Here is a 24,207-nt window from a genome sequence, read left to right on the forward strand (position 1 = left end):
GCCCCGCAGGGCGGAGCGCCGAACTTGTTGGCGTGCTGTCAGCGGCCCTTACGGCAGCTTCAGCGACGTCTCCGCATTGTACGGCTTGAGCGTCTCATCCGCGGCCTTCTGGGCGGCGGCGAGGGCTTCCTTCGGCTGCTTCTTGCCGTTGAGGACCAGCATCACCTCGTCCTCGAGGTTCTTGCGGACGGGGACGGTCTTGTAGGTCGCAAACCAGGGCTTGGCGACGTCGAGCTGCTCGACGGCGGTCTTGGCGTCCGGGTTCTTGTTGAGGAAGTCGACCATCTCGGGCGTCTTGTAGGCGGCCATGTTGGGCGCGAAATAGCCGGTTGCGCGGCTCCACCAGGCGCTCTTCTCGGGCGAGGTCATCCACTTGATCAGCGTCCAGGCGGCCTTCTGCTTGTCGGCTTCCAGGCCGGCCGGGACGATCAGCGAGGCGCCGCCGATCGGCACGGCATTGCGGACGTTGCGCGGGATGAACGCGACCTTGTAGGCGAACTTGGCGTTGTCGCGCACGTAGGTGAGCGAGCCGGTCGAGAGCATCATCATCGCGGCATTGCCGGAGATGAAGGAGGTGCTGACGGCGGGGCCGGGCGTGGCGCCGGGGGCGTGGACCTTGTGCTTGTAGATGAGGTCGTTCCACCAGGTCAGCGCGCCCAGCATCGAGGGCGTGTCGTAATAGACCTCGCCGCCGAACTCCTCGTTGTAGTAGCGCCCGCCATTGGTCATGGTGAGCGTTTCCATCATCCAGCCGCAATAGTCATAGGCGCAGGGGATCGCGATGCCCCATTGGGTCACCTTGTCGCCCTCGCGCTTGGTGAGCTTCTTGGCCCAGTCGGTGAGCTCGGCCCAGGTCTGCGGCGGCTTGTTCGGATCGAGGCCCGCTTCCTTGGCCTTGTCGGCGTTGATGTAGAGCAGCGGCGTCGAATTGTGGAAGGGCACGCCGTAGACCGAGCGGTTGATCACCGCATTGCCCTGCAGCGCCGGGAAGAACTGGCCGAGGAACTGGTCCTTGGTGGTGCCGTCGGCGGCGATCAGGGGATCGAGATTGGTGAGCTCGTTCTCGATCTGCATGTCGAGCAGGAAGTTCGCCGACATGATCACGGCAGCCGGGGGCTTGCCGGCCTTGATCGCGGCGCGCGTCTTGATCAGCGTGTCGTCATAGGAGCCGGTGTAGACGGCGGTCGCCTTGATGTTGGGGTGACCGTCGTTGAACTCCTTGATCAACGTGCCCATGTCGCGGGCGAGCTTGCCGTCGACGGGAACGGGGAAGAACAGGTCGATCTCGGTCGGACCTTCGGCCATCGCCGGGACGGCGAGGGCGCCTGCCATAGAGCCTGCCATGGCAAGGCCCAGCATGAGCCTGCGGGTAAACAGCATCGAGAAATCTCCTATTTGATGCCTGAGGTGACGAAAGAACTGATGAAGCGCTTCTGGAAGATCAGGAAGGTGATGAGCAGGGGCGCGATCACCATCAGCGTGCCGGCGGCGATGGTGCCCCAGGCCTGGGTGCCTTCCGCCGTGGCGGTGAAGACCGAGAGCCCGACGGTGAGCGGCCGCTTGTCCGGCGAATTGATCACCATCAGCGGCCACAGGAAGTCGTTCCAGTGGCTGGTCACGGAGATGATGGCAAACGCCGAGAAGCTCGGCAGCGACAGCGGCACGTAGATGTGGCGGATGCGCTGGAACAGGCTCGCGCCGTCGATCAGCGCGGCGTCCTCCAGCTCGGTCGGGATGGCCTCGAAGGCCTGCCGCATCAGGAAGGTGCCGAAGGCGGAAGCGAAGAACGGCATCATCACGCCGGCGAGCGTGTCGTAGAGGCCGAACTGCGCGACGATGCGCAAATTCGGCACGATCAGCAGCACCGGCACCAGCATCAGCTGCATCAGGAACAAATAGAAGATCAGCGTCTTGCCGGCGAAGTCGAGCCGGGCGAAGGCGAAGCCCGCCAGCGTGATCGTGACGAACTGCACCAGCAGGATGCCGGTGCAGATGATCGTGGTGTTGAGGAAGTAGCGCGGGAAGTCGCCGATCTCCCAGGCATCCTTGATGTTGTCGAGCGTAGGCTTGAGGCTCGGTATCAGCTCGGCCATCAGGTTGATGCCGTCGGAGGCCGGGCGCAGCGTCGCCACGGCCATCCACAGGAACGGGATCAGCCAGACCAGCGCGAGCAGCAAGGTCAGCAGGAAGCCGAGCTTGGGCGTGATCTCGCGGCGGGTCGCGAGCGGGGCGTCCTTCCACAGCGCGTCGATCAGCTTCATGGCCCGCCCTCGCGGTTCGCCATGGTGCGGAACGAGAGCGCGGTGAGGCCCATCAGGGCGGCGAGCGTCAGCAGCGTCGCCGCCGAGGCCTTGCCGACGTCGTAATGCTCGACCGCCTGCTGGTAGACGTAGAACAGCACGAGGTTGGTGGCGTTCGACGGCCCGCCCTTGGTCATGACGAAGACGTGGTCGACCTGCGTCACCGCGTTGAGCGTCGCGATCACGATCACGAACAGGAAGGTGGGCTTCAGCTCCGGCAGAGTAATGTGCCGGAAGCGCTGCCAAGGCCCCGCGCCATCGAGATGGGCGGCCTCCATGACATCCTCGGGCACGGACTGGAGGCCGGCGAGGAAGAACAGCATGTAATAGCCGGCGTTCTTCCAGATCGTGATGACCATGATCGCGTACAGCGCGATATCGGGATCGCCGAGCCAGTTCGGCAGCACCGGCAGCAGCCGGCCGATGTAGTAATCGAGCAGGCCGACATTGGGCAGGAAGATGAACAGGAACAGCGCGGAAGCCGCGACCATCGGGATCAGGACGGGGAGGAACAGCGCGGCGCGCAGCGCGCTGGTCACGGCATTGGTGCGCGCCAGCGCCAGCGCGAACAGGAGCGCAAGGCCGATGCTCGGGACCGCCGTGCCGACGGCGTAGATCAGGTTGTTGATAACGGCGCCGATGAAGGCGGGGTCGGCCAGCACCGCGCTGATGTTGTCGAGGCCGACGAAGCGCACCGGCGCCTTCGGCGTCGCCCGCTGATAGAGCGCGTCGATGATGACGCGGCCCATCGCACCATAGGTGAACAGGGCGAGGAAGACGAGCGAGGGCAGCAGCAGCAGATAGGCCGGCAGCGAGGCTTTGAAGCGGTGAGAGAACCGCTTCAGGACGTTGAGGCGCGGCGGCGCCGATGCCGCGACCGGGAGAGCCGCGGGTTCAGCGAGGCTCATCTCACCGCGCCGGGAAGTTGAGCGCATAATCGCGGCCGTCTACTCCTGCCGGCGGCTCGAAGGGGAAGCGCAGACTCTGGTCGAGGAAGTCGTGGCTGTGCACGACGAGGTTCTCCTGGTCGATCAGCACAACGCCGTAGGCCGGCGGCTCGTGGCTCGCCAGATGGTCGGTGGCGGCGGGGTCGAGCTCGAACCAGACCTGGTGGTTGGTGCCGCGCAGGGTGGAGAAGGGAATCTTGCCGTAGCTGCCGAAGATCGGCCGGTGCACATGGCCGAAGAACAGGTGGCGGATGCGCGAACGATAGGGTGCGATCACCTCGGCGAATTCGGCGCTCTGCTTCAGCGCGATCTCGTCCATGGCGTGGACGCCGACCGGGAACGGCGGATGGTGCATGAACACGACGAACGGCATGTCGTCCGGCGCCGCAGCCAGCGTGCCGGCGAGCCAGTTGAGGCGCTTGGCGCACATCTCGCCGGCGTGGCTGGTCTCGTCCAGCGTGTCGAGGAAAACGAACAGGCCGTGCTCGGTGGTGCGGGTGCCCTGCACGAAGCCGTTGGGATCGCGCGGCGCGGACCGAAGCCTGTCGAGGCAGGCCACGCGCTTGTCGTGATTGCCGACCATGGCGATGTAGGGCATTTTCAGCGCGGCCATCGCCTCGGCGAAATTGGCGTAGGATTCCGGCTCGCCCCAATGGGTGAGGTCGCCGGTCACCACGACGAACGCAGCATCGGACTGGTGCTTGTTGATGTCGGCGACGGCGGCATCGAGCCGGGCGCGCGGATCGAGCCCATAGAGCTTCAGCCCGGGGTTCGCCAGATGCGTGTCGGTGATGTGGATGAATTTGAACGGCATGGCGCGCCTGTCGGGACTGTTGGAGGATGGTCGCCTCCGGCAAGACGGCCTGCCAGCCCGTTAGAGCGCGTGTGTTTCAGTTTGATGACAGCGGTTCCCGAGAACGGGACGTGTCCACAAAGCCCGCCGGACAGGAATGGACGAGCCCAGCGCGCAATCCATGCCGTGCGTCAATCAGAGATGGTGGTGCGCGGTCGAGCCAGCCTCACGTCCCGCAGAATGTCTGCAACACCCGCTGGTCCGGCAGCGGCGGATCGGCATAGGCGGCGTAATCCGGCTGATCCTCGAACGGCTTCGCCAGCACCTTCACCAATTCCTCGAACGGCGCGTAGTCGTCGTCGTTCACCGCAGCCTGGATCACGGCCTCGACGCGGTGGTTGCGTGGGATGAACATCGGATTGACGGCGTGCATCGCCGTGCGCCGGTCGGCGGCACTCTGCGGCTCCAGTGCTGTGCGCGCTCGCCAGCGGCCGGCCCATTCGTCGAAAGCTGCGGGCTCCATGAACTGCGCGCGGACGTCGGCGCCGTCATCGCCTGCGGCATCGCCGAGCTTGCGGAAGGTGAGGGTGAAGTCGGCCTGGTTCTTGGCCATGGCGTCGAGCAGGTCCTGGATCAGCGCGTCGTCGCCGTCGCGCTCGGTGAACAGGCCGACCTTCTTGCGCAGGCCGGCCTGATAGGCCGCGCTGAACGTCTCGGCGAAGGCGCCGAGGATGTCCTGGGCTTCCGCGATCGCCTTTTCCTGCTCGTCCGAGAACAGCGGCAGCAGGCATTCGGCGAGGCGCGTCAGATTCCACAGGCCGATGCGCGGCTGGTTGGCATAGGCGTAGCGGCCCATCTCGTCGATGGACGAAAACACCTGCGCGGGATTGTAGGCGTCCATGAAGGCGCACGGGCCGTAATCGATGGTCTCGCCGGAGATGGAGGTGTTGTCGGTGTTCATCACGCCATGGATGAAGCCGACCAGCAGCCAGCGCGCGACGAGCTCGGCCTGGCGCGCGACGGCGGCCGCGAGCAGGGCGTGATAGGGCCGCTCGGCGTGAAGCAGGTCCGGGTAGTGCCTGGTGATGACGTGGTCTGCGAGCCGGCGGATCGCGTCGGTGTCGCGGCGGACGGCGAAGAACTGGAAGGTGCCGACCCGGATGTGGCTCGCGGCAACGCGCGTCAGCACCGCGCCGGGCAGCGCGGTCTCGCGGATGACATGCTCGCCGGTGACGACGGCGGCAAGCGAGCGCGTGGTCGGAATGCCGAGCGCATACATCGCTTCGCTGACGATGTATTCGCGCAAGACCGGGCCGAGCGCCGCACGGCCGTCGCCGCGGCGGGAGAACGGGGTGGGGCCAGATCCCTTGAGCTGGATGTCGCGGCGGACGCCGTCCCTGTCGATGACCTCGCCGAGCAAAATGGCGCGGCCGTCGCCGAGCTGGGGCACGAATTGCCCGAACTGGTGACCGGCATAGGCCATGGCGATGGGATCGGCCCCGGCGGGAACCGTCTTTCCGGCCAGGATCTCGGCACCCTCCGCCGTCTCCAGCATGTCGGGATCGAGCCCGAGCTGGACCGCCAGCGGCCGGTTCAGCTTGATCAGCCGGGGCGCGGCCACCGGGGTCGGCGCGACGCGGGCAAAGAAGCTGTCCGGCAGCGCTGAATAGGAGTTCTGGAAGGGGAAATGCACGGTCATGGCCCCAAGATAAGGCTGGAACAGCTGATGGCAAAGGCTCCGGCCCCGATAAGCCAAAAATGGGCCCTTCTGGCCCAAATCAGGCCGTTCCCTTGGTTGCCGCCCCCGGCCTCGTCGGGTAAACCCTGCCGCAACTTCGGACCGGCCGTCACGGCCGCCCGATTCGACCCCTCCGACATTGATTTTGGGACGACCATGCATCGCTACCGGTCACATACATGCGGCGCGCTCCGCGAGAGCAACATCGGCGAGACCATCCGCCTCTCGGGCTGGGTCCATCGCGTTCGCGACCATGGCGGCGTGCTGTTCATCGACCTGCGCGACCATTACGGCCTGACCCAGTGCGTGGTCGACCCGGACTCGCCGGCGTTCTCGCTGGCCGAAAAGCTGCGCTCGGAATTCGTGGTCAAGATGGACGGCAAGGTCCGCCGCCGCCCCGAAGGCACCGACAATGACGATTTGCCGACCGGCAAGGTCGAGGTCTATGTCAGCGAGATCGAGGTGCTGGGCCCGGCCGGCGACCTGCCGCTGCCGGTGTTCGGCGACCAGGAATATCCTGAAGACATCCGCCTGAAATACCGCTTCCTCGACCTGCGTCGTGAGAAGCTGCACCAGAACATCATGACGCGCGTCGAGATCATCAAGTCGATGCGCCGGCGCATGGAGGGGCAGGGCTTCTTCGAGTTCAACACCCCGATCCTGACCGCGTCCTCGCCGGAAGGCGCGCGCGACTTCCTGGTGCCCTCGCGCATCCATCCCGGCAAGTTCTACGCGCTGCCGCAGGCGCCGCAGCAGTACAAGCAGCTGCTGATGATGTCGGGCTTCGACCGCTACTTCCAGATCGCGCCCTGTTTCCGCGACGAGGACCCGCGCGCCGACCGTCTGCCGGGCGAGTTCTACCAGCTCGACGTCGAGATGAGTTTTGTGACGCAGGAAGACGTGTTCGCGGCGATGGAGCCGGTGATCACGGGCGTCTTTGAAGAGTTCGCCAAGGGCAAGCCGGTGACCAAGAACTGGCGCCGCATCCCGTTCGCAGAAGCCTTGCGCAAATACGGCAGCGACAAGCCGGACCTGCGCAATCCCATCGAGATGCAGGACGTCTCCGAGCATTTCCGCGGAAGCGGCTTCAAGGTCTTCGCGCGCATGCTCGAAGACCCCAAGAACCAGGTCTGGGCGATCCCGGCCGCAGGCGGCGGCAGCCGCGCGTTCTGCGACCGCATGAACTCGTGGGCGCAGGGCGAAGGCCAGCCCGGCCTCGGCTACATCATGTGGCGCGAGGGCGGCGAGGGCGCAGGTCCGCTTGCGAACAACATCGGGCCCGAGCGCACCGCCGCGATCCGTGCACAGATCGGCACCAAGGAAGGCGATGCCGCCTTCTTCGTCGCCGGCGATCCCGACAAGTTCTGGAAGTTCTCAGGCCTTGCCCGCAACAAGGTCGGCGAGGAGCTCAACCTCACCGACAAGGAGCGGTTCGAGCTCGCCTGGATCGTCGACTTCCCGATGTACGAGTACAACGAGGACGACAAGAAGGTCGACTTCTCGCACAACCCGTTCTCGATGCCGCAGGGCGGTCTCGATGCGCTGAAGGGCCAGGACCCGCTGACCATCAAGGCGTTCCAGTACGACATCACCTGCAACGGCTACGAGATCGCATCGGGCGGCATCCGTAACCATGTGCCGGAAGCGATGGTGAAGGCGTTCGAGATCGCCGGCTACGGCGAGCAGGAAGTGGTCGATCGCTTCGGCGGCATGTACCGCGCCTTCCAGTACGGCGCGCCGCCGCATGGCGGCATGGCCGCCGGCGTCGACCGCATCGTGATGCTGCTGTGCGGCACCACCAACCTGCGCGAGATCTCGCTGTTCCCGATGAACCAGCAGGCGATGGACCTCCTGATGGGCGCGCCGTCGGAAGCCACGACCAAGCAGCTCCGCGAGCTGCATGTGCGGGTGAACCTGCCGCAGAAGTGAGGCTCTTCGCTCTCCCCGCACGCGGGGAGAGCGTAGGCCGCTTTCACCGGCCGATCTAAAGAGACGCCGAAGCGTAGCTTCGGCTATGTCGCATCGAAGATGCGATGCGGGTGAGGGGGACTCTCCGCGAGTCCAACCCTCACCGTGATTGCGGAAGCAGCCCCTCACCCCAACCCTCTCCCCGTAAGAACGGGGCGAGGGAGCGCACCACCGCTGTGTTGCCTACAGCCCCGTCGACGCCTCGATCCTGAACTGCGCCAGCGCGACGACCGGCTCGCTGTTCAGGACATCCATGAGCTGGACCAGCGGCACCTTGCCGAGCGGGGTCAGCTTGATGGTGAGCGTCTGCCCCGAGGTCGCGACGAAATCCGCCAGTGAGTCCGCCGCGGCCTTGGCATCGAGATTGGACGCGGCCATCTTCTCACCCTGGGCCCGGATCATCTCGACGATGGCGCTGCGCGCGGCGTCGCGGCTGACATTCTGGATGCGCGAGAACTGCGCCACGATCAGATCGACGACGCCGCTGTCGCGCAAGGTGAGCTCGATCGCGCCGGCCTCGATCTGTCCGGCCTGGCTCATCGCCTGCACCGGATCGGCCGTGAACACCGTGCGCGGCACGTTGGCGAGCGCGAGGCGCGCCTGCGCCCTGGCGAGATTGCCGAGATCGATCGTAGCCGGCGCCAGCGCGAACGCACCGGAGGACTCCGTCCAGGCCGCGCCGAGGTCGAGGTCGATCGCGAGCTTGTCGACGCCGGCAATGACCAGGGCCCGCTGCGACGGACTGGTGGGATCGGTCGGCGTGACCATCTTCACGACCAGATTGGCCTTGCTCGGGATCGATCCGATCAGCTGGCCCCAGTCCAGGCTGATCGTATCGATGGTGACGAACTGCCGCGTGTTCTTGAACGGCGAGACCACGCCCTTGATCTCAGCGCCTGCGAGCACCCGGAACAGGCCCAGCATCTGGTCGGGCGAGGGGGCCTGGCCGGGATTGCTGAGGCTGCCGGCCCAGCGCATCAGATTGGCCGCGCTGAATGATTTCAGCGCGAAGCGCTCCATCCTGAACTGTCCCTGCGGGGACGGCATGTCGAGGCCTTCCACCGCAATCCTATCTTGATCGTATTTGACGGCGTTGAGCTTTGCCGTCCCTTGCGGGGTTTCGACCGTTTGTTTGCCGATTTCGGCCTTGCCGATCTGAAGGCCCTCGAACAAGTCGGCCACTTTCTCGATCATGTTGCGGGATTGCGCCGGCGTCGGGATCGAGCCATCAGCCGGCATGAGCGCCATGATGTCGGCCATACGGAATTTCGAGGGCCGGATCGCAATGTCGTCGATGGCGATGTTGTCGATCTGCACACGCACGCCCTGCGCCATTGCGACGGCGTATGAATTGGCCGAGATGCGTCGATAGACCCGGTGGAAGCCGTCGTCGCTCGATCCCAGCGGATCGAGCGCGGCCGTCACTGCGGTTGCGTCGAAATCATAGGCGGCCAGACCGGACAGCTCGCCGGTCATTTTCGCGGGCTTGCCCGGCTGGCTGACGTCGAGCGAGTAGGTGATGCGGTCGGTTTTCGCCGTCTCGACCTTGCCGCGATCGACGTTCTGGACCGCAAGACCGGAATAGGCGAAGTCTCCGCTGCCGGCATTGCCGGTGCCCGCATCGACGTGAACCGCAACGGTTGGCGCCACGATCGAGGACGCCGAGACAGTTGCGTATTGCGCGAGCATGAATCGGTACATGTCGATGATCGAACCGGAGAGCGGCGCGTTGGCCGGACGGGTCGGACCGGAAAAATCGCGTGCGGTGATCTGCGGGATCTTGTAGTTCGCTTTCAGCCTTGCCTTCTCGGTGTACATGAAGGCGACCTCGACCCCTGACACGTCGATGCTGTCGGCCGAAAACCGGGCATCGTCTGCCTGACGTCCGCCGACGGCCACGACCTTGGCGATCTTGACGTGGGCAAGGTCCTGCTGGGCGGGTTCGAGATTGATGTCCTCGATCGTCAGCGTCCGGCTCATCACATCGAATCCGATCCTGCCGTGGCTCGCCTTGCCGCCGCCCGCACGGATCTGCTCGAACGCCGCCTCGATCTCGGCTGTCGCCCGGTGCTTGGCGTAGAGATTGAAGCCGAACCATCCGCCGGCGGCGAGCACGGCTGCCACGAACAGGCCGATCAGGATTCGCTTCATTCCCAGCTCCAGTTGCTCGTTTTGCAGCGCGCAACCTGCCATATTCGGGAAACGCTGCACGGTCCAGGGAAAGCTAGCGCTATCAGATATTTGACCATGCGCCCTGTTGATGGGGGCGCAATCGGATGTTGCCACCGGGGCTTCGGCCGTGCTTCATCCCGTTTCCATGACCCGGAAATACCGTCCGCTTGGGCGGCAGCTCGGGATCGTGCATTCTGAGGCCGGTAACGCGAGGCGAGACACCGCATGTCGTCCTATTCTGAAGATCTCCACCAGGCGGCGCTCGCCTATCATCGTCTGCCGCGCCCCGGAAAGCTCGAGATCCAGGCAAGCAAGCCGCTTGCCAACCAGCGCGACCTCGCGCTGGCCTATTCTCCGGGCGTCGCCGCCGCCTGCACCGAGATCGCCAAGAACCCGGCCGAAGCCGCTTCGCTCACCACCCGCGCCAACCTGGTCGCCGTGGTCTCGAACGGCACCGCGGTGCTCGGCCTCGGCAATATCGGCCCGCTGGCGTCCAAGCCGGTGATGGAAGGCAAGGCGGTCCTGTTCAAGAAGTTCGCCGGCATCGACGTGTTCGACATCGAGATCGCCGCCGACACCATCGATCGCGTGGTCGAGACCGTGGCCGCGCTCGAGCCGACCTTCGGCGGCATCAATCTGGAAGACATCCGCGGACCGGAATGCTTCGAGATCGAGAGCCGGCTGAAGGAGCGCATGAAGATCCCGGTCTTCCATGACGACCAGCACGGCACCGCCATCATCGTCGCCGCCGCCATCACCAACGGTCTCCGCCTGAACGGCAAGAAGCTGTCCGACGTCAAGATCGTCGCGTCGGGGGCAGGGGCGGCCGCGATCGCGACGCTCAACCTGCTGGTGTCGATGGGCGCGCAGCGCAAGAACATCTGGGTCTGCGACATCGACGGCCTGGTCTATGACGGCCGCAATACGCAGATGGACCGCTGGAAGGCGGTCTATGCCCAGAAGACCGACAAGCGCACGCTCGCCGACGTCATCGGCGGCGCCGACATCTTCATCGGCCTCTCGGCGCCCGGCGTGCTCAAGCCGGAGATGGCCCAGGCGATGGGCGACAAGCCGCTGATCATGGCGCTCGCCAATCCGACACCGGAGATCATGCCGGAGGAGGCGCGCAAGGTACGCCCGGACGCGATGATCTGCACCGGCCGCTCGGACTATCCGAACCAGGTCAACAACGTCCTCTGCTTTCCCTTCATCTTCCGCGGCGCGCTCGACGTCGGCGCCAGCGCGATCAACGAGGAGATGAAGCACGCCGCGGTCGAAGCCATCGCGCAGCTGGCGCGCGAGGCGCCGTCGGACGCGGTCGCGCAGGGCTTTGACACCGGCGAGACGCAAGGGTTCGGCCCGGGCTCGCTGATCCCGAGCCCCTTCGACCCGCGCCTGATCCTGCGCATCGCACCGGCGGTGGCGAAGGCGGCGATGGAGTCGGGCGTCGCGACGCGCCCCATCACCAATTTCGACGAATACACCGCGCTGCTCGAGCGCTTCGCCTTCCGCTCCGGCCTCGTCATGAAGCCGATGTTCGCCAAGGCCAAGACCCAGCCGGTGCGCGTGATCTACGCCGAAGGCGAGGACGAGCGCGTGCTGCGCGCCACGCAAGTGGTGCTGGAGGAGAAGCTGGCGCGGCCGATCCTGGTCGGACGTCCCTCGGTGGTGGAGGCGCGCATCAAGCGCTTCGGCCTGTCGATCAAGGCCGGCAAGGATTTCGACCTCGTCAATCCCGAGGACGATCCGCGCTACCGCTCCTATGTGCAGTCCTATGTCGAGGTCGCCGGCCGCCGCGGCGTGACGCCGGATGCGGCGCGCACGGTGGTGCGCACCAACAACACGGTCATCGCCGCGCTCGCGGTGACGCGCGGCGAGGCCGATGCGATGCTCTGCGGCGTCGAGGGCCGCTACATGCACCATCTGCGTCACGTCCGCGAGATCGTCGGCTTCGCGGCCGGGGTCAGCGACTATGCGGCGCTCGCGCTGCTGATCACCACCAAGGGCGCGTTCTTCATCGCGGACACCCAGGTGCGGCCCAATCCGGGCGCGGAGGAGCTTGCCGAGATCGCCTCGCTCGCGGCGGTTCACGTCCAGCGCTTCAACATCAAGCCGAAGATCGCCTTCGTCTCGCATTCGGATTTCGGCAGCTATGACACCGACTCCTCGCGCAAGATGCGCCGGGCGACCCAGCTCTTGAAGGAGAAGCATCCGGAGATCGAGGCCGACGGCGAGATGCAGGGCGACACGGCACTCTCGGCTGCAGCGCGAAAAATGGTACTGCCGCACTCCAAGCTCGAGGGCGAGGCCAACATCATGATCATGCCGAGTCTCGACACCGCCAACGTCGCCTATCAAATGATCAAGTCGCTGGCGGACGCACTGCCCGTCGGCCCGATCCTGATCGGCCCGGCGCGCCCCGCCCATATCCTCACCCCCTCGGTGACGGCGCGCGGTATCCTGAACATGACCGCGGTCGCCGTGGTGGAAGCGCAGGAGCGTGCGTCGCGGCAGCAGCCGACTTTGTTTACGTAGGCACGCGACTGCGCGCCGTTCTTACCCTCTCCCCTTGCGGGAGAGGGTGGATCGCCGCGGAGCGGCGAGACGGGTGAGGGGTTTCTCTCCGCGAGTACCTTTCACGATTGGATCCGCGGATAGATACCCCTCATCCGGCGCCGTAGCCGAAGCCTCGCTTCGGCGTTCTTAAGAACGGCGGCCAAAGGCCGCTTACGCCACCTTCTCCCGCAAGGGGAGAAGGGGCAACGTCCGCGCCGCCAACTTTGAATTACTTTCAGTTTTCCATTTCCCCGTTTGTAAACCGGCGCACGACTCTTCATAATCGCCGGGCGCGTTCGTCCAAATTCCGATTTTCAATAAGCCTGAGCCAAGAGGCCGATCATGCCAGCGTTCGTGACTTTCGGGCGGATCCTGTTCGCCGTGCTGTTCATCTACACGGGCGCGACCAAGCTCTTTGCGATCCAGGCAACGGCGGATTTCATCGCCAGCAAGATCGTGGTGCCCGAGGCGATCGAGCCCTACGCCAAGCAGATCGAGACGGCGACCGCGATGACCACGCCGCAGCTGTTGGCGATCGCGGTGGGCGGGCTCGAGATCATCGCGGGCCTGATGATCGCGCTGAATTTCGGCGCACGCTTCTTCGCGATGCTGATGATCATCTACATCGCAGTCTCGACCTACCTGTCCGCCGATTTCTGGAATCTGGCAGCGCCCGAGAACGCCAAGATGGTGGTCGACGCGCTGAAGAATCTCGCGATCATCGGCGCGCTCTGCATGATCATCGGCTACGGCCGCACCACGCGCCCGGCCGAGTCCGCCTACGGGGACGTCTAGGCTCGCAGGTCGCACGCGACGGGCCCAGCTTCACGCAAGGTCGCTGCCGCAGAATGGCGGGGAGCGAGGTGTGAGGCAGATTCGAGGAATCCTCAGCATTCAAATGCGCGAAGGGGCATCTGCCTCGCACCTCTCGTAATCTCATCGATGAGGGCCCATCGCAATGTATGCTGAAGCGTCGTCGGGTTCCGTGTCATTCGAGGCCGCTCTGGCGCACCATCGCGCAGGCCGCTTGCCGCAAGCAGAGGCGATCTATCGGCAGATCCTGGCATCCCAGCCGGATCATGCCGACTGTCTGCACCTGCTGGGAGTTGCTTTGCTCCAGGCAGGCCACCCCGACAGGGCGCTCGATGTCATCATCCGCGTCGTCAAGCTTCAGCCTTCCAACAGCGTCCATCACAGCAACATGGCTGGCGCTCTGCGCGCTCTGGGACGAAGGGACGAGGCCATCGCGAGCTACCGGCAAGCGCTGTTGCACAAGCCCGACAACTTGGATGCGCACAATCAGCTCGGCGCCCTGCTGGGCGAGTGCGGCGACGTCGCGGGCGCGGAGGCCCATTATCGGCTCGTGCTGCGACATCCCGCCGGCCTCGACCGCAACGTCGCGCGCGCGCATGTCGATGCCCGTTTCAATCTCGCCAATCTGCTGGCGAGGCGGAAGCAGTTCGACGATGCGATCGGCGAGTTTCGCCATGTGCTGCGGCAGCGCCCGGATTTTGCAGCGGCCCATTGCAACCTTGGAGCTGTGCTGTTCGAGCTGTCCGCTTTCGAGGAATGCGAGCATTGCTATCGTGAAGCCCTGCGCCTCGATCCGGCATTTGCGGATGTCCATAACAACCTTGGTGGTCTTCTCATCAAGTTGGGCCGTCTCGACGAGGCGGAGGTCAATCTTCGCGAAGCCTGCAAGCTCAAGCCAGTTTTCCCCGGGGCCCTGAACAATCTCGGTGACCTGCTGCGACTGCAGGGGCGGCTGGACGAGGCGGAAGCCTGCTGCAGGGAAGCTTTGCGTCTGGAGCCGGACTATTTTCCCGCGCAACTGACCCTCGGCAATGCCCTTCGCGAGGCCGGTCGTTTCCACGACGCAGAGCCGTGCTATCGGGTCGCTCTCGCTCACGATCCGGCGTTGCCGGAGGCGCTCAACAATCTCGGCGCCGTGCTGTTCGATCTTGGGCGGCCTGATGAATCCATTCAGACCTTGCGAGCGGCGGTGTCGCAAAGGCCGGATTATGCCGACGCGCATTTCAACCTGGCGGCCTCACTGTTGCTGGCCGGCCAGTTCGACGAAGGCTGGCGGGAATATGAGTGGCGGTGGAAGCAGGCGAAGAAAAAGCCGCATCTGCGCGGCTTCAGCCAGCCGCTCTGGGGTGGAGAAGACATCGGTGATCGGGTCCTGCTGCTGCATGCGGAGCAGGGCCTGGGCGACACGCTCCAGTTCGTTCGCTTCGTGCCGGCCATTGCGGCGAAGTGGCGCGTCGTTCTCGAGGTTCAGCGGGCGCTGCTGCCGCTCCTTGCGCCGCTCTTGGCGGAGCTGCCGGGACTTCAAAGCATCGTCGCGCTCGGCGATCCGCTGCCGACGTTCGATCTGCATTGCCCGCTGTTGAGCTTGCCGCGCGCCCTTGGCACCACCCTGGAAACCATCCCGCGAGAGGTACCCTATCTGCAGGCCGCCCCGCAAAGCGCGGCGGCCTGGCGGCAGCGAGTCGGGCAGCTCGACGGCCTCAGGGTCGGCCTCGTCTGGGCAGGCAATCAGACGATGAGCGGTGATCAGCGCCGATCGGTTTCGCTCGATCGATTTTCAGAGCTGGCGGATCTGCCGGGGGTGAGTTTCGTCTCGTTGCAGAAGGGGCCGGCGGCGAGCCAGTCGCCGCCGCCTGGTCTGGTCCTGCACGATTGGACGGATGATCTCCACGACTTCGGTGAGACCGCCGGGCTGATCGAGGCACTCGACCTCATCATCGGTGTTGATACTGCGGTGGTGCATCTTGCGGGTGCGCTTGGCCGCCCTGTCTGGCTGCTCAATCGCTTCGACCGGTGCTGGCGCTGGCTGCTGAACCGCGACGACAGCCCCTGGTATCCGACGCTCCGGCAATTCCGGCAGCCTCAACCCGGCGATTGGCGCAGCGTCCTCCAGGACGTGCGCGCTGAACTCGAGAAGGGCAGTTTGACCCGATCAAGCGCCCGGTAGCGCCACGCGCGAAGTCCGATATCCGCGGTGGGAACGTGAGATACGTACCGGTATCACGGCACCGGTACTGTGCATGGGGTTGTTTTGGGAGTCTAGTTCGCGCCTCCGGCCCGCCGCCACGGAGTCACGGTCACCTCATGCGCCGCATCGAGCAGATACGGCGCGCCCGGCTTCATCCCATGCGACGCCAGCACCTCGTGCGGCGTCCGCTCTGGCACGCCGACGAAACAACCTTCACCGCCGGGCAGCCGCACGCGCGGAGCTTCCGACAGCCAGAACGTGTCGTAGCGGTCCATGAACATGTCGAACACGACGGGGCCGCCGATGATCGCGACGGTGCCGGAGGCGACGTCGGCGAAGGCGCAGGCCTCCTCGAAGCTCGCATGCTCCGGATTCCACAGCGTCGCGTTCGGCATCTCCGGATCGACGGTGAGTGCCTTGATCTTGCGGGTGAGGATCAGCCGCTTCCGCTTCGGCGAGTTCGGCTGCTGCTCGTGCGAGTGTCCGCCGTGCACGATGATCGCGGCGCGATCGAGCGCCTGCTCGAAAAAGCGCTTGTCGCCTTCGAACACCAGCGTTGAGGGCATGATGTGCGACGGATCGGCAAGCATGCCGTCCGCCGAGATGATGACGTAGCCTTCGAAACGGAAAGACAAGTGCAGGCTATTCGGAAACGGTCGTCACCACGGAATTGACCGGGCGCTGGCTCACTGTCGGCAGCTTGACGTCCTTCATCAGCTCCTGGTCGTATTCCGGCAGCGTCGAGGCCGGGAATTTGGCGCGCATCGCCACCACCTTGTAGCCGCCGGCCTTCAGGCGCTTGAGCAGCTCGGGCAGGGCTTCGGCGGTGTGCTTCTGGAAGTCGTGCATCAGGATGATGCCCTTGCCCTTGCCCTCGAGCTTCTTCATCACGGTCTCGATCACCTTCTCGGGCTTGGACGCCTTGAAGTCGAATGAGTCGATGTCGCAGGAGAAGATCGCCATGTTGCGGTTGCCGAGATAGGTGACCATCTCCGGCGGATGCTGGAGTGCCGGGAAGCGGAAGAACGGCGAGGGCGAGATGCCGCCGAGCGCCCACTTCACTGCGGACAGGCCCTTCTCGATCTCTTCCTTGCGCTGCGCTTCAGTCAGCTTCTTGTTGTTGAGATTGGCGTGCGACCAGGTGTGGCTGCCCACGGTGTGGCCGGCTGCATAGACCTGCTTGAGGATCTCCGGCTCGTAGGTCGCGTGCTTGCCGATCGAGAAGAAGATGCCGGTGGTGCATTCATCGGCGAGCGCCTTCAGCACGGCGGGCGTGTTCTTCGGCCAGGGGCCGTCGTCGAAGGTCAGGACCACCTCGTGGTCGCGCAGGAAGTCGAGCTCCTTGAAGTGCTCGAAGCCGAAGCCGGGACCACCGGTGGTGTCGATCTCGACGGTGCGGGCGACCCCGAGCGCGCCCGGCGTGTTGCAGGCCGCGCGCGCCGGCTGCGGCGCCTGTTGCGGCGGGGGCGGATTGACGAAGCCTGCCGGCGCTGCGGCTGCCGCGGGAGCAGCTGCCGGAGCTGCAGCAGCGGGCGCCGCCGCCGGCGCGGCTTGCGTCGCAGCTGCGGGTTTCGCGGCCGGGGTCTGCGACCATGCCGCGCCGGTCATTGCAAGAGACATCGCGCTTGCCAAAATCAGTCCTGCCGCCACACGCATGGTGTTGTCCTCGAGATTGATCCCGTTGTTCCGCCGCGGCTTTTCGCCTCCGGCAAAACCCATCCTGCCCCAAACGATCCTAGCCTAGATGGTGGGCCCTCGCCATTGCAACGGCTGTTTGGCGCCCCGCCACAATTGTGCCCAGCCGGATTGCGGCGCGGCGCCTCAACTGTCAGCCAGTGCCTTCGCGATGGCCGTCTTGACCCGGGTGTCGGCCGGCTCGACCGCGGATGAAAATACCTCGGCGATATAACCGTCGCGGCCGATCAGGTATTTGTGGAAGTTCCAGCGCGGAACTTCCCGGGGGCGCACCTCGGCTGCCCATTTGTAGAACGGGTGCGCCTTCGCGCCGACCACGACCGACTTGGCGGTGATCGGGAAGGTCACGCCGTATTGGTGGTGCGCGGTCTCCGTGATCTCGCTGGTGCCGCCGGGCTCCTGTCCGCCGAAATCGTTGGAGGGAACGCCGATCACGGTCAGTCCGCGCTCGCGAAACTCGCTCCAGAGCTCCTGCAGGCCGGCATATTGCGGGGTGTAGCCGCACAGCGAGGCGGTGTTGACCACCAGCAGGGGTTTGCCGGTGAAAGCGGCAAGGCGGATGTCGTCGCCTGACAGAGCGGGGAAGGAAAAGGCGTAGGCCGAGATCCGGCTCATGCCGCCGTCGGCGAGCGCGCGGCCTGCCGGCGCGAGCGTGCCTGCCAGCGCCGCGATCAACATCGTCCTGCGGTTCATCATGACGGCGTCCCCCGAAATGAATCCGGCGCGGATGTTACTCCGCCGGCGCGAGCGGGCCGCTCAACACCGCGTTATCGGACGTGGCGACGCGCGGGCTAATACAGGCGAACGATGAAGTCGGTGCCTTCGCCGGTCTCGCCCTGGTTGATGCCCTGGTCAGAGACGATGATCGAGCCGCCCGATGTCAGCATCTCGTTGACCTTCGCCATGGTGTCGGCGGGGATCGTGATGCGGTCGAGCGCTTCCGCCGGGCTATCCGGTGTGACCACGGGCTTGGCCGCGACCGGGATCACGGCGGCACCACCCTTGCGGCGCGACACGCGTCCGTCGTCCTCGCGCGCGGCGGCGCGGACCGAGACCGGCAGCGATACCACGGACCAATGCAGCGCATTGGAATCGGTCTTGTCGATCTCGGCCGTGAAGACGTGGGTGCCGAGCGGGCGGTCGCTCGCGGCGATCGTGATCGGCACCTCGAACAGCGGCGCAAAGTTCTGCCGCACGTAGACCTTGGAATCCTTGCGGCTGATGAAGACCGCGATCTGGCCGGCCCGCTTGGGCGCTTCCGGCTTTGCCGCGGGCGCAGGGTCTGCGACCCGCGTCTCATCCTTCTTGGCGTCCGGCGCAGGCGCCGTCGCGGTCACGGCCGCGTCGGGCTTCTTGGCGGTGTCGGCGGCTTCGGCTTTCGCGGGTTCGGACTTTGCAGCTTCGGACTTCGCCGGTTCGGATTTCGGTGCGCTCGCCGGCTCGGTCTTGGTGGCCTCGACCTTGTCCGCGGGCTTTTCGTTGGCGGAGGCCGCGGGCCTGGCTTCGGCACGCGCCGGCTTGGCGGCTTCGTCCGACGGCGGCTTGGCCGCATCAGACGCCTCGGCCATCTTCATCTCGGGTTGGGTGGCCGCTTCGATCTTGTCGGTCGGCGCCCTTGCCTCCTCGCGGGCCGATGCATTGCCGGTCGTCACGTCGGACATCACGGTGTGACCGACCGACGCGCGCAGCTCGAGCGCGCCATCGGCGCTCGCAGTCTTCGTCTCGACCGGCTTTGCTTCAGCGGCCTTGACGTCGGCCGCGCCCTTGTCGGCCTTGTCGCCGGCATTGGTCTGCGGCTCGAGGCTGGCGGCGGGCTGCGGCGGCACGCGCACCGAGGCGAGCAGCGGATGCGAGAAGCTTTGCGGCGACATCTGGCCGGGCGCGACGATGACGCGCGCGCCCATCTTGGTCCAGTTCCACATCTTCACCGCGAATGCCATCGGCATGCGGATGCAACCATGCGAAGCGGGATAACCCGGCAGCACGCCCGCATGCATCGCAACACCGGACCAGGTGATCCGCTGCATGTACGGCATCGGCGCGCCGCTATAGATGTTGGAGTGGTGGAATTTGTGCTTCTGGATGACGCTGAACACACCCATCGGCGTCGAGTGGCCCTTCATGCCGGTCGACACCGGCGATTCCGCGAACACGCCGTTGCTGTCGTAGATGGTCACCTTCTGCCGTTCGATCGAGACGACGATGACGAGTGGCCCTTGCGGCTTCGTGCCGGCTTCCTTCTCGGCGACGAGTCCTTTTTTCTTGCTGGAGACGCCCTGCCTTTGCGGCTTCTGGCGCGAGATTTCGGGATGCCGCTCCTGCCGGGCGTAATAGGATCCGTCAGAATAATCCGTCCAATAATAAAACGCTGCGTCCGCCCGGCTGGTCATGCCGAACGCACCCGCCGCCGCCAAAATGGCGACCTGCCACAGCCGCGCCGGCTTGGTAGAGAAACCGGACCCGTTCACGCTGTTCATCCTCGAATCCACAATCCAAATCAGACATTAGTCTCGCAGAGGGGTCATGCGTTCACCAGCGCGGCGGTTCCGCGGTCCGCTACTTTTGTCCAAGACGTAGCAAAAAAGCCTCACAGAGCGGTAAACGGCGGCCGGGCCTGGCGGGCCGTCGTCTTCCTGTCCGCCTGCCGCGCCCTACATTGCGGGGACTTGTTACCGGAGAACTTCATGTCATCTCGTTTCCCCGGTCTTTCCGGCATCCGCTTGAAGGGCCTCGCTTTATTCCTCCTGGCTTTGGCTCTGCCGGCCACTTCCGCATCCGCCGCCGATGAGCCTGATCTGATCTTCCGCCGCTCCACCGTGTTCAAATGGATGAGCCCGAACGACAAGCTCGCGACCTATGGCCTGGACGATCCCGAAGTCGAGGGCGTGGCCTGTCACTTTACCGTGCCGGAGAAGGGCGGCTTCAAGGGGTGGCTGGGCCTGGCCGAGGAGGTCTCGGACATCTCGCTGGCCTGCCGCCAGGTCGGACCGATCAAGTTCAAGAACAAGATGGAGCAGGGCGACGACATGTTCCGCCAGCGCCGCTCGCTGTTCTTCAAGAAGATGCAGATCGTGCGCGGCTGCGACGCCAAGCGCAACGTGCTGGTCTACATGGTCTATTCGGACAAGCTGATCGAGGGCTCGCCGAAAAACTCGACCTCGACGGTGCCGATCATGCCGTGGGGACCGGCCGACGCCAACGTCCAGAAGTGCGGCGAGTTCTTCACTCAGTGACGTAGTTGTGTTCACCCGGTGACGGTGGCGCGGCTGGATTGCGGTCGCACGAGGTGCGAGCCGGTCAGCCGCACGAACGCTTGCGGCGCGGCGTCATAGCCGCGGCCTGACTGGAGCGACATCGCGCCGACGGAAGCGACGCTGTTGCGCATGGATTGTTGCTCGGCGCGGCCCGTCTCTGCGTCGCGCGCCGCTGCGCGATCTTGCGCCATCATGATGGCCATCCCTCACGTGATTGCGCCCGGTGTACCGGGCGTCCTGGTTTCGATGGCTTGGGTCGCTGCCGATGCGTCTCGCGTTCGACTTGGCCCAGCCTTCGTTCGGGCTTCTCTTCAGCAGAAAAACGTAAAATGCATGTGAAGTGCGGAAGGCACGGGCGTGACGGCGTGCGGTGCGTGGCATCCCTACCGGTGTGGACGGTGCTTGCGAATCGGCTTTGAGCGGCCGGGCGAGCCATCTGAAAAGATTGGGATTTTCCGCCGAATGTTTCGTCGCTCCGGCCGCGACGAAACAATTATCACGAAGACGAAACCATTTTCCGCTTTTGGCGCATCACGCGCGAAACGACGCATGGTTATCAGCGTCCCAACGACGACGACGGACCGCCGGCCATCGAATGGGACAGACGATCATGCGCGCACTCAGCTTCATCCTTGCTTTCGGTTTCGTGCTCGCGGGTTCCTCGTTTGCGGGTACGCCGGACGGCAACCTGCCCGGCGTCGGAACCTTCCAGTACAGCGGCTCGCCCATCACTCCGGCCCCGCAGCCGATCGTGGTCGCCGCGCGCTTCTGATCGCCTTCAAGAACATCAGCTGATGAAGGCCATTATATGATTGCTCGTTTCTGCGTCGCCGCATTCGTAGCTGTTCTGACGATCAGCGCTGCCCAGGCGCAGGTGCGCGCTCCATCAAGGCTACCGGATCCCCGCAGCGAATTCGTGCGCCAGTGTGCGCCGCGCATGCTCGGGCGCTGGGAGCATCCGGAGGAGGTGTGCGGCTGCCTGCATGATCATGCCGCCGCCGCCGTCGAGGACCGCGATTTGCGCGAGGCGCTGCTGCGCGGCATCAGTGAAACCGGCGTGCCGACGATCGAGACCGATTGGGTGCCGGCGTCCAAGCAGAGCGAGATCGGCCCGACCTTCACCAAGATCGCCAAGCCGACCCTTCAGTGCATGTTCGATCCGGCGAAATCCTGATCCGCTATTTCGATTTCGGACCATAGCGCGGCACGCAGGTGGCGGTCCGCGCCACGCCCTTGTCGGTCATCTTCGAGCCCCGCACTTCCTTGACCTGTCCGGCGGGGCAAGTTCCGTCGTCCACCTGCACGCGTTGGCCGAGCTTGAGATCGGTGATGTCCTGCTCGCGTCCGACGGTGACGGCATGCGCCGTCGTCACGAGCGCGGCGGAGATCAGGAGCGAGAGGCAGGCTGCACGGCGCAGAAGCATGATGAGAGGTCCCGGCATCGATGCCGCAATGTAGGGACGGGCCCGCGATTCTGATAGTGAACCTTCGTCACGCCCGCCGGGCCGATTTGCTTCTGGCGCGCAAGGCTGCGCGCGATTCCCGCGCCAGCCGCCGGGCAGAGGCGACGAGCTCAGGAACCGCGTGCCCCGAAAATCCCAGCACGAAGCCGGGCAGGGGACGGGCGCGCGAATAGGTGTCGGCGAGCAGCCAGCCTTCCGCACCGGCGGCCTGCTTGGCCTCTGCCGCGACCGACAGATCGACCGCTGGATCGAACCGGGCGACCAGATGTAGTCCTTGCGAGGGCACCGGCACCGACAACGCGCCCTCGGATGTGGCTTCCAACGTCTCGGCCAGCACGTCGCGCGCTTCGCGATAGAGTTTTCGCACCCGCTTCAGGTTTGCGGCGAAGGCGCCGGAATTGAGCATGTCCGCGACCGCGCCTTCCATCAGCGTGCCGGGAAAGCGGTCGAGCGCAGCACGCGCGGCGGCGACGTCAGCGATGAGGCGCTCGGGCAGGGCGCAATAGCCGATGCGCAGGCCCGGAAACAGCGTCTTGGCGAACGTGCCCATGTAGATCACGCGCTGGAGGTGGTCGATGCCGGCGAGCGACATCAGCGGCGCGCCGTCATAGCGGAACTCGCTGTCGTAATCGTCCTCCAGCACGAAGGCGTCGGCTTGCCTCGCCCAGTCCAGCAGCTCGAGCCGCCGCGGCATCGACATCTGCACGCCCAGCGGAAACTGGTGCGATGGCGTCACATAGGCCGCGCGCGCGGACGGCGCTGCGGTACGCCCCTTGGCGACACGCATCCCATGCTCGTCCACGGGAGCGGGGACCGCGCGATAGCCGCAATGCGCGATGGTTTTGCGTGCGGCAGGGTAGCCGGGGTCCTCGCACCAGACCTGATCGCCAGCCTTCAGGATTGCGCTCAACACGATGCGCAGCGCATGCAGCGTACCTGACGTGAGCATGATCTGATCAGGGTCGCAGCGCAGCCCGCGCGCCGACAGCAGATGATCGGCAATCGCCGCGCGCAGCTCGCGGCTGCCGCGGGGATCGCCATAATGCAGATGCTCGGACCCGAAGGCGCGCATGCGCCGGCCGACAAAGGCGCGAAAACGCTGCACCGCGCGCTCGTCGATATGGGTGCAGCCAAGCGCGAACGCTCCTTGCCGGGGCGCCTCGACTACGATCTTCGAACTCTTCGGCTCAGTCGCGCGCGCCGGAATGCGCGCCGCAACGAACGTACCGGAGCCGACGGTCGCCTCGGCAAAGCCGTCGGCGATCAGACGCTCATAGGCGGTGACGACGGCGTTGCGGCGGAAGCCGGTTTGCTTCGCCAGCGTGCGCGATGGTGGCAACGGCTCGCCCGGTTTGACGAGACCGGAGACGATCTTTTCGCACAGCGCCTGGTACAGCCGGTGCGCGGCGGAAGCGCCTGGCGTGATGTGCGCCCCGGTGAGATCGAGCGGCAGCTCGGCTTTGGCGGGCGCAGAGGAATTGGTCGGAATTTTTTGCATGGAATTGGCACTATCGCAGACCAAATCGGCCGCTACAACTCTCCTGGAATTGTTCCAATCTCGACAGGAGCGGCCGTGAGCCAGACCGAAAGCCCAAATTCCTACCCGACGTCGGCGCGCAACCAGGTCAAGCGCCGTCATGACCGCGGCTTCTACGATCACGAGACGGTTCATCGCATCCTGGATTCCTCGATGCTGTGCCACGTCTCCTACGTCATCGACGGCCAGCCCTATTGCACGCCGACCTTCTTCTGGCGCGAGGGCACGAAGCTCTATTGGCACGGCTCGAGCGCCAGCCGCATGCTGCGCAACCAGACCAAAGGCGAGCGCGTCTGCCTGACGGTCGCTCATCTCGACAGCCTCGTGCTGGCGCGGTGCGGCTTCAACCATTCCGCCGACTATCGCGCGGTGATGGCGTTCGGCACGGCCTATCTCGTCACCGACGCGGAAGAGAAGAAGCGGGCGGTGGTCGCCATGGTCGACCGCTTTTTCCCGGATCGCACCGCCACCTTGCGGGCAAGCAACACGCAGGAGATCAAGGCGACGTCCTTCATCGCGATGGAGATCGAGGAAGCCTCGGCCAAGGTCCGCGCCAAGGGGGTTGCCGACGACGACGAGGACTATGCGCTGCCGATCTATGCCGAGCGCATTCCTGTCCGTACCGTGCTCGGCGCGCCGGAACCTTGCCCGCGCCTGCTCGACGGCGTAACGCGCCCTGCGACGCTCAATGGCTATTCGGAAGGCCGGTTGCTCGAAGATGCATTGCGGGATGCTTATTTTGTGGAGTACCCGAACAGCTGAAATCGGCTAGCTTCGCGCTCC

At 65.3% G+C, this 24,207-nt stretch carries 21 protein-coding genes; 8 read left to right on the forward strand and 13 right to left on the reverse strand.

Translation table 11 applies throughout. The annotated features are described in order from the left end of the window. Nucleotides 1–48 precede the first annotated feature (48 nt). The 5 genes from WN72_RS21845 to WN72_RS21865 form a co-directional block, all read right to left on the reverse strand. Entirely contained in the window at nt 49–1,380 is a 1,332-nt protein-coding gene (locus tag WN72_RS21845; protein WP_092219158.1) for an ABC transporter substrate-binding protein, read from the reverse strand. An 11-nt stretch (nt 1,381–1,391) separates the two neighbouring features. Then, nucleotides 1,392–2,261, reverse strand: coding sequence for a carbohydrate ABC transporter permease (locus WN72_RS21850; RefSeq protein ID WP_092219159.1), 870 nt, complete (start codon nt 2,259–2,261; stop codon nt 1,392–1,394). After that, nucleotides 2,258–3,208 (reverse strand): carbohydrate ABC transporter permease, encoded by a 951-nt coding sequence (locus WN72_RS21855; RefSeq protein WP_027557637.1) that lies wholly within the window; start codon nt 3,206–3,208, stop codon nt 2,258–2,260. The genes WN72_RS21850 and WN72_RS21855 overlap by 4 nt, the downstream gene beginning before the upstream one ends. Before the next feature lies 1 nt (nt 3,209). Then, on the reverse strand, nt 3,210–4,061 hold the full coding sequence (locus WN72_RS21860) for a phosphodiesterase (RefSeq protein ID WP_092219165.1): 852 nt from the start codon (nt 4,059–4,061) through the stop codon (nt 3,210–3,212). Nucleotides 4,062–4,266: 205 nt separating this feature from the next. Continuing rightward, nucleotides 4,267–5,739: a protein adenylyltransferase SelO gene (locus WN72_RS21865; RefSeq protein WP_092219167.1), complete on the reverse strand. Its 1,473-nt coding sequence runs from the start codon at nt 5,737–5,739 to the stop codon at nt 4,267–4,269. A 195-nt stretch (nt 5,740–5,934) separates the two neighbouring features. Here WN72_RS21865 and aspS point away from each other — a divergent pair, with 195 nt between their 5' ends. Continuing rightward, nucleotides 5,935–7,707, forward strand: a complete 1,773-nt coding sequence (gene aspS, locus WN72_RS21870) for an aspartate--tRNA ligase (RefSeq protein ID WP_092219170.1) — start codon at nt 5,935–5,937, stop codon at nt 7,705–7,707. A 222-nt stretch (nt 7,708–7,929) separates the two neighbouring features. Here the strand turns inward: aspS and WN72_RS21875 are convergent, their stop codons facing one another. Beyond that, nucleotides 7,930–9,897 carry a hypothetical protein gene (locus tag WN72_RS21875; protein WP_092219224.1) on the reverse strand — a complete coding sequence of 656 codons (1,968 nt, stop codon included), beginning with the start codon at nt 9,895–9,897 and terminating at the stop codon, nt 7,930–7,932. Nucleotides 9,898–10,143: 246 nt separating this feature from the next. Here WN72_RS21875 and WN72_RS21880 point away from each other — a divergent pair, with 246 nt between their 5' ends. The 3 genes from WN72_RS21880 to WN72_RS21890 all read left to right on the forward strand — a co-directional run bounded on the left by WN72_RS21880 (nt 10,144) and on the right by WN72_RS21890 (nt 15,454). Further along, nucleotides 10,144–12,453 carry an NADP-dependent malic enzyme gene (locus WN72_RS21880; RefSeq protein WP_027557642.1) on the forward strand — a complete coding sequence of 770 codons (2,310 nt, stop codon included), beginning with the start codon at nt 10,144–10,146 and terminating at the stop codon, nt 12,451–12,453. Between the two features lie 363 nt (nt 12,454–12,816). After that, nucleotides 12,817–13,269: a DoxX family protein gene (locus WN72_RS21885; protein ID WP_092219171.1), complete on the forward strand. Its 453-nt coding sequence runs from the start codon at nt 12,817–12,819 to the stop codon at nt 13,267–13,269. A gap of 163 nt (nt 13,270–13,432) precedes the next feature. Beyond that, nucleotides 13,433–15,454 carry a tetratricopeptide repeat protein gene (locus WN72_RS21890; RefSeq protein WP_092219173.1) on the forward strand — a complete coding sequence of 674 codons (2,022 nt, stop codon included), beginning with the start codon at nt 13,433–13,435 and terminating at the stop codon, nt 15,452–15,454. A 92-nt stretch (nt 15,455–15,546) separates the two neighbouring features. On the opposite strand, the gene WN72_RS21895 is transcribed toward WN72_RS21890, so the two are convergent. From WN72_RS21895 to WN72_RS21910, 4 genes are all read right to left on the reverse strand, one after another. Continuing rightward, nucleotides 15,547–16,110, reverse strand: coding sequence for a dihydrofolate reductase family protein (locus WN72_RS21895; RefSeq protein WP_027557644.1), 564 nt, complete (start codon nt 16,108–16,110; stop codon nt 15,547–15,549). Nucleotides 16,111–16,117: 7 nt separating this feature from the next. Beyond that, nucleotides 16,118–17,131, reverse strand: coding sequence for a polysaccharide deacetylase family protein (locus tag WN72_RS21900; RefSeq protein WP_027557645.1), 1,014 nt, complete (start codon nt 17,129–17,131; stop codon nt 16,118–16,120). A 165-nt stretch (nt 17,132–17,296) separates the two neighbouring features. Further along, a complete protein-coding gene (locus tag WN72_RS21905; RefSeq protein WP_092219175.1) occupies nt 17,297–17,866 on the reverse strand; it encodes a glutathione peroxidase in 570 nt (189 codons plus the stop codon). A gap of 95 nt (nt 17,867–17,961) precedes the next feature. Continuing rightward, a complete protein-coding gene (locus WN72_RS21910) occupies nt 17,962–19,647 on the reverse strand; it encodes a L,D-transpeptidase (protein WP_167381096.1) in 1,686 nt (561 codons plus the stop codon). 207 nt (nt 19,648–19,854) lie between these two features. On the opposite strand from WN72_RS21910, the gene WN72_RS21915 reads away from it, so the two are divergent. Then, nucleotides 19,855–20,403 carry a CreA family protein gene (locus WN72_RS21915; RefSeq protein ID WP_027557648.1) on the forward strand — a complete coding sequence of 183 codons (549 nt, stop codon included), beginning with the start codon at nt 19,855–19,857 and terminating at the stop codon, nt 20,401–20,403. A gap of 11 nt (nt 20,404–20,414) precedes the next feature. Here the strand turns inward: WN72_RS21915 and WN72_RS21920 are convergent, their stop codons facing one another. Further along, nucleotides 20,415–20,618: a hypothetical protein gene (locus WN72_RS21920; RefSeq protein WP_027557649.1), complete on the reverse strand. Its 204-nt coding sequence runs from the start codon at nt 20,616–20,618 to the stop codon at nt 20,415–20,417. A gap of 416 nt (nt 20,619–21,034) precedes the next feature. Between WN72_RS21920 and WN72_RS21925 the strand changes: the two genes are divergently transcribed. Together WN72_RS21925 and WN72_RS21930 are read left to right on the forward strand one after the other, a co-directional pair. Beyond that, nucleotides 21,035–21,196, forward strand: a complete 162-nt coding sequence (locus tag WN72_RS21925) for a hypothetical protein (RefSeq protein ID WP_167336512.1) — start codon at nt 21,035–21,037, stop codon at nt 21,194–21,196. 36 nt (nt 21,197–21,232) lie between these two features. Continuing rightward, complete coding sequence (locus WN72_RS21930; RefSeq protein ID WP_027557650.1) at nt 21,233–21,598, forward strand: hypothetical protein; 366 nt, start codon at nt 21,233–21,235, stop codon at nt 21,596–21,598. A 4-nt stretch (nt 21,599–21,602) separates the two neighbouring features. On the opposite strand, the gene WN72_RS21935 is transcribed toward WN72_RS21930, so the two are convergent. Together WN72_RS21935 and pdxR are read right to left on the reverse strand one after the other, a co-directional pair. Continuing rightward, entirely contained in the window at nt 21,603–21,848 is a 246-nt protein-coding gene (locus tag WN72_RS21935; RefSeq protein ID WP_092219179.1) for a DUF6719 family protein, read from the reverse strand. Between the two features lie 67 nt (nt 21,849–21,915). After that, nucleotides 21,916–23,385 (reverse strand): MocR-like pyridoxine biosynthesis transcription factor PdxR, encoded by a 1,470-nt coding sequence (gene pdxR, locus WN72_RS21940; protein WP_092219182.1) that lies wholly within the window; start codon nt 23,383–23,385, stop codon nt 21,916–21,918. Nucleotides 23,386–23,460: 75 nt separating this feature from the next. Between pdxR and WN72_RS21945 the strand changes: the two genes are divergently transcribed. Continuing rightward, nucleotides 23,461–24,186 carry a pyridoxamine 5'-phosphate oxidase family protein gene (locus tag WN72_RS21945; RefSeq protein WP_027557653.1) on the forward strand — a complete coding sequence of 242 codons (726 nt, stop codon included), beginning with the start codon at nt 23,461–23,463 and terminating at the stop codon, nt 24,184–24,186. Nucleotides 24,187–24,207 lie beyond the last annotated feature (21 nt).

It is taken from the genome of Bradyrhizobium arachidis, assembly GCF_015291705.1.
Lineage (GTDB): Bacteria > Pseudomonadota > Alphaproteobacteria > Rhizobiales > Xanthobacteraceae > Bradyrhizobium > Bradyrhizobium arachidis.

Excerpts from the sequence above, each read along its gene's own strand:
- WN72_RS21845 (WP_092219158.1), bottom strand. The coding sequence starts at position 1,380 with ATGCTGTTTACCCGCAGGCTCATGCTGGGCCTTGCCATGGCAGGCTCT.
- WN72_RS21850 (WP_092219159.1), bottom strand. The coding sequence starts at position 2,261 with ATGAAGCTGATCGACGCGCTGTGGAAGGACGCCCCGCTCGCGACCCGC.
- WN72_RS21855 (WP_027557637.1), bottom strand. The coding sequence starts at position 3,208 with ATGAGCCTCGCTGAACCCGCGGCTCTCCCGGTCGCGGCATCGGCGCCG.
- WN72_RS21860 (WP_092219165.1), bottom strand. The coding sequence starts at position 4,061 with ATGCCGTTCAAATTCATCCACATCACCGACACGCATCTGGCGAACCCC.
- WN72_RS21865 (WP_092219167.1), bottom strand. The coding sequence starts at position 5,739 with ATGACCGTGCATTTCCCCTTCCAGAACTCCTATTCAGCGCTGCCGGAC.
- aspS (WP_092219170.1), top strand. The coding sequence starts at position 5,935 with ATGCATCGCTACCGGTCACATACATGCGGCGCGCTCCGCGAGAGCAAC.
- WN72_RS21875 (WP_092219224.1), bottom strand. The coding sequence starts at position 9,897 with ATGAAGCGAATCCTGATCGGCCTGTTCGTGGCAGCCGTGCTCGCCGCC.
- WN72_RS21880 (WP_027557642.1), top strand. The coding sequence starts at position 10,144 with ATGTCGTCCTATTCTGAAGATCTCCACCAGGCGGCGCTCGCCTATCAT.
- WN72_RS21885 (WP_092219171.1), top strand. The coding sequence starts at position 12,817 with ATGCCAGCGTTCGTGACTTTCGGGCGGATCCTGTTCGCCGTGCTGTTC.
- WN72_RS21890 (WP_092219173.1), top strand. The coding sequence starts at position 13,433 with ATGTATGCTGAAGCGTCGTCGGGTTCCGTGTCATTCGAGGCCGCTCTG.
- WN72_RS21900 (WP_027557645.1), bottom strand. The coding sequence starts at position 17,131 with ATGCGTGTGGCGGCAGGACTGATTTTGGCAAGCGCGATGTCTCTTGCA.
- WN72_RS21905 (WP_092219175.1), bottom strand. The coding sequence starts at position 17,866 with ATGATGAACCGCAGGACGATGTTGATCGCGGCGCTGGCAGGCACGCTC.
- WN72_RS21910 (WP_167381096.1), bottom strand. The coding sequence starts at position 19,647 with ATGAACAGCGTGAACGGGTCCGGTTTCTCTACCAAGCCGGCGCGGCTG.
- WN72_RS21915 (WP_027557648.1), top strand. The coding sequence starts at position 19,855 with ATGTCATCTCGTTTCCCCGGTCTTTCCGGCATCCGCTTGAAGGGCCTC.
- WN72_RS21920 (WP_027557649.1), bottom strand. The coding sequence starts at position 20,618 with ATGATGGCGCAAGATCGCGCAGCGGCGCGCGACGCAGAGACGGGCCGC.
- WN72_RS21925 (WP_167336512.1), top strand. The coding sequence starts at position 21,035 with ATGCGCGCACTCAGCTTCATCCTTGCTTTCGGTTTCGTGCTCGCGGGT.
- WN72_RS21930 (WP_027557650.1), top strand. The coding sequence starts at position 21,233 with ATGATTGCTCGTTTCTGCGTCGCCGCATTCGTAGCTGTTCTGACGATC.
- WN72_RS21935 (WP_092219179.1), bottom strand. The coding sequence starts at position 21,848 with ATGCTTCTGCGCCGTGCAGCCTGCCTCTCGCTCCTGATCTCCGCCGCG.
- pdxR (WP_092219182.1), bottom strand. The coding sequence starts at position 23,385 with ATGCAAAAAATTCCGACCAATTCCTCTGCGCCCGCCAAAGCCGAGCTG.